We start from the raw sequence: 2,545 nt of genomic DNA, 5'->3' as shown, positions 1-2,545 counted from the left end.
CACGGAAATCAGATTCACGATTACCAACCATAGTGGCGAGGAATTTGTGTATGGCGATGCCTATAGCATCACAGCCCAAGGAGCGGATGGCAATTGGTTTGTTGTGCCCACCGATTGCTTGTTCACGGCCATCGGTCATGTTTTAAACGATGGTCAAAGCGGCACCATTACTGCCCATCTTTTTCCCGATATTCTTCCCAACAAACCAGGCGTTTACCGCTTTTTTTATGAGGATAGCATAGATGGTGAGAAGGTGCCTTTCATGGCAACTTTTGAGTTGAAGTAAATAAAAAGAATTGTTGCTTATGAAAATACTCTTCAGTTTATTGGCATTTTGTTTATTTGCCTCATGCGTCCATTCCCAAGAGGCGGTGGACACGGTAAGTGTGCGTGTACAATACAGAGTAAAAATATAATGAACGTAATATGAAACTAAGAGATAAAGATACAAAGAAATATTTGCTATCCGTAGCCGTAAGTACGTTTGTTTCTTACGTAGTTACATTCATATCTTTTTATGGGAGAGTTTACTACGATATTATCGAGACTACTTGCGTTTGTATTTGCTTGTTGAATGTTGTTACGGCTTTGCTTGCTTGGAAGTTTGCTAAATCAAATAGCAAGATGTCTCTATTGGTATTGCATTGGGAGTTGGATACTCTTGCCATGTTGCCCTTAATGGGCTTCTCTATTTGGGCTATAACTGACGGAACTATCGCTTGCTTCTTTGCGATTATTCAATTTATATTGTTGGGAATCTTAAATCTCTTCACTGTCGGCTTGTCATTAGCCGTCTATTCTTTCATTCAGCATAAATGCAAGATAAGTTCGAAGGATATAAATCAGTTTTGCTTATGAAACATTCTTTATTTGTCGTTTTCACGATAATTGTAATATCGTTGACATCATCGGCTTGTCCTACTCATCCTGTCTATATGGATGCCCGATTAGATGGTCCTTTGAATATAGTTCCAGATAGCTTCTATATGGAACGAAGCAAGGAATATAGGTTTGCCAGTGTCAATTTTAATTTTGGTGATGAAATGAGCGTATCTCTCCCTCTTGTAGAAACCGATAAAGTCGATATGGGAGGAAAGACATTGCTTGATGAAGACCTCGACCAAGATTCCCTGACGAAGAGCGATTCTTTATACCGAAAATCCATCGAAGATGCTGATGGTACTTATATACTTTCTACAAAAGATTCGCTAAGAATCATTGCGCCGTCGCATCCTCTTCATGGAATATACAAAATCACGTTTTTTAAGGTCAAACGTTATGCGCAAGAACACTATTTCGTGCGTATGTCAAATGATTCGACATACATCATTTGCGAGAAGTTCTTCTCTGGTTGGGACGTTGATGGCAATATACTTAAAAATTGGGAGAAATGAAAAGAAAACGAAAGAATATGGCTAAAAGGGAAACAGCCAAGACAAACAATGACGAATCCTATTACAAAAATTTCGTGATTCCATGTGTCATTTTTTGGGTAGGATATTTCTTTTCTGCACACAATGGTATCTGTTATTCGGACTTTACTTTTGTAGTCGTAATCCTATTCATTGTCGTTTTCGTAGTAGGAATAAAATGTCTCATTAAAAGCAAAATTAATTCCTATGCTATAGGATGGTGGACATTTTGTGTTTCTCTTGCTTCGTTTTTTATCTTAAATGTGATATACACGGAAAAGGAAGAAAATGAAATAAACAAGTATATTCAATCTGTAGCAGGAGGAAGCAAGCACAATCCGATAAATTAAAAGGTAAACTGCTATAATATTAACTTTTAAAGAGACCTGATTAAAATAATAGAAATGACAACAGAATTTAGTTATTTAACCTTCTCCGTTTTCGAGATCAGTGATTTCAATCTATTTATTGAAACGGTGAAAGTTATATTCAAAAAACAACTGATAACAGGAAAGGCTGAAATCTATTCGGAAATACCAAATCCAAATGGGTGGGTTAATCCACAAAGTGGAGGCTCCCATTTTCCCAAATTTAGTTGCTGGCAAAATAAGATATATCCAGACAAAGTGTTTTTTATATCAAATTATGAAGATGGACTGTCTAATGTTTGCAGAATCATACAAAAACATTTGAGATGTAACATTATTACATGTGCATTATCCAATGAAACTGAAACCGATAATCCATTTTTCAAATTCTATTTTTCCAATTCCAATTTAGAAGAACGATTAATTCAAGCATACAAAGAAGATAGGTGGATTTTTTATGAAGAGGGAAAGCCGCTCTCTTTTGAAAATTTGGATTATTACAAAAGAAGACGAATTACAGACAGACTAAATAATAATATAATTAAAGAGTATATGATTCGATTAGGGATTGACATAAATACAATTGATGCCCAAATAAAGGCAGGTATTGTATATGTCCGTAAAAAATGGTAATTCTTAGTGAAACTGTACTTCCCTGAAAAAGGTTGTCACTTAGGAACAAACAGAAGTGACAATGAAACGTAAGACAAGAATTGAACGTGTGTATAATGAGGACACTGGTTGGTTTGAGACCCGTGAGGTAGA

Annotated in this window: 3 protein-coding genes; all 3 read left to right on the top strand. The window is 35.9% G+C overall.

Annotated features, from left to right (window positions below):
* Positions 1–286 (top strand): immunoglobulin-like domain-containing protein (locus NNC77_RS16315; RefSeq protein WP_367398750.1); only part of this gene is annotated, 286 nt, incomplete at its 5' end.
* A 568-nt stretch (positions 287–854) separates the two neighbouring features.
* Positions 855–1,394, top strand: coding sequence for a hypothetical protein (locus tag NNC77_RS16310; RefSeq protein WP_254971889.1), 540 nt, complete (start codon positions 855–857; stop codon positions 1,392–1,394).
* A gap of 422 nt (positions 1,395–1,816) precedes the next feature.
* A complete protein-coding gene (locus tag NNC77_RS16305; protein ID WP_151935031.1) occupies positions 1,817–2,413 on the top strand; it encodes a hypothetical protein in 597 nt (198 codons plus the stop codon).
* The last annotated feature ends 132 nt before the right edge of the window (positions 2,414–2,545 follow it).

This window comes from Segatella copri (assembly GCF_024330485.1).
Classification (GTDB): Bacteria; Bacteroidota; Bacteroidia; order Bacteroidales; family Bacteroidaceae; genus Prevotella; species Prevotella copri_L.
The sequence above is the reverse complement of the archived record's forward strand: the minus strand, read 5'-3'. Positions and strand labels throughout refer to the sequence as shown.

Bases quoted from the DNA above. Each gene is read 5' to 3' on its own strand.
- NNC77_RS16310 (WP_254971889.1), top strand. From the start codon at position 855: ATGAAACATTCTTTATTTGTCGTTTTCACGATAATTGTAATATCGTTG.
- NNC77_RS16305 (WP_151935031.1), top strand. From the start codon at position 1,817: ATGACAACAGAATTTAGTTATTTAACCTTCTCCGTTTTCGAGATCAGT.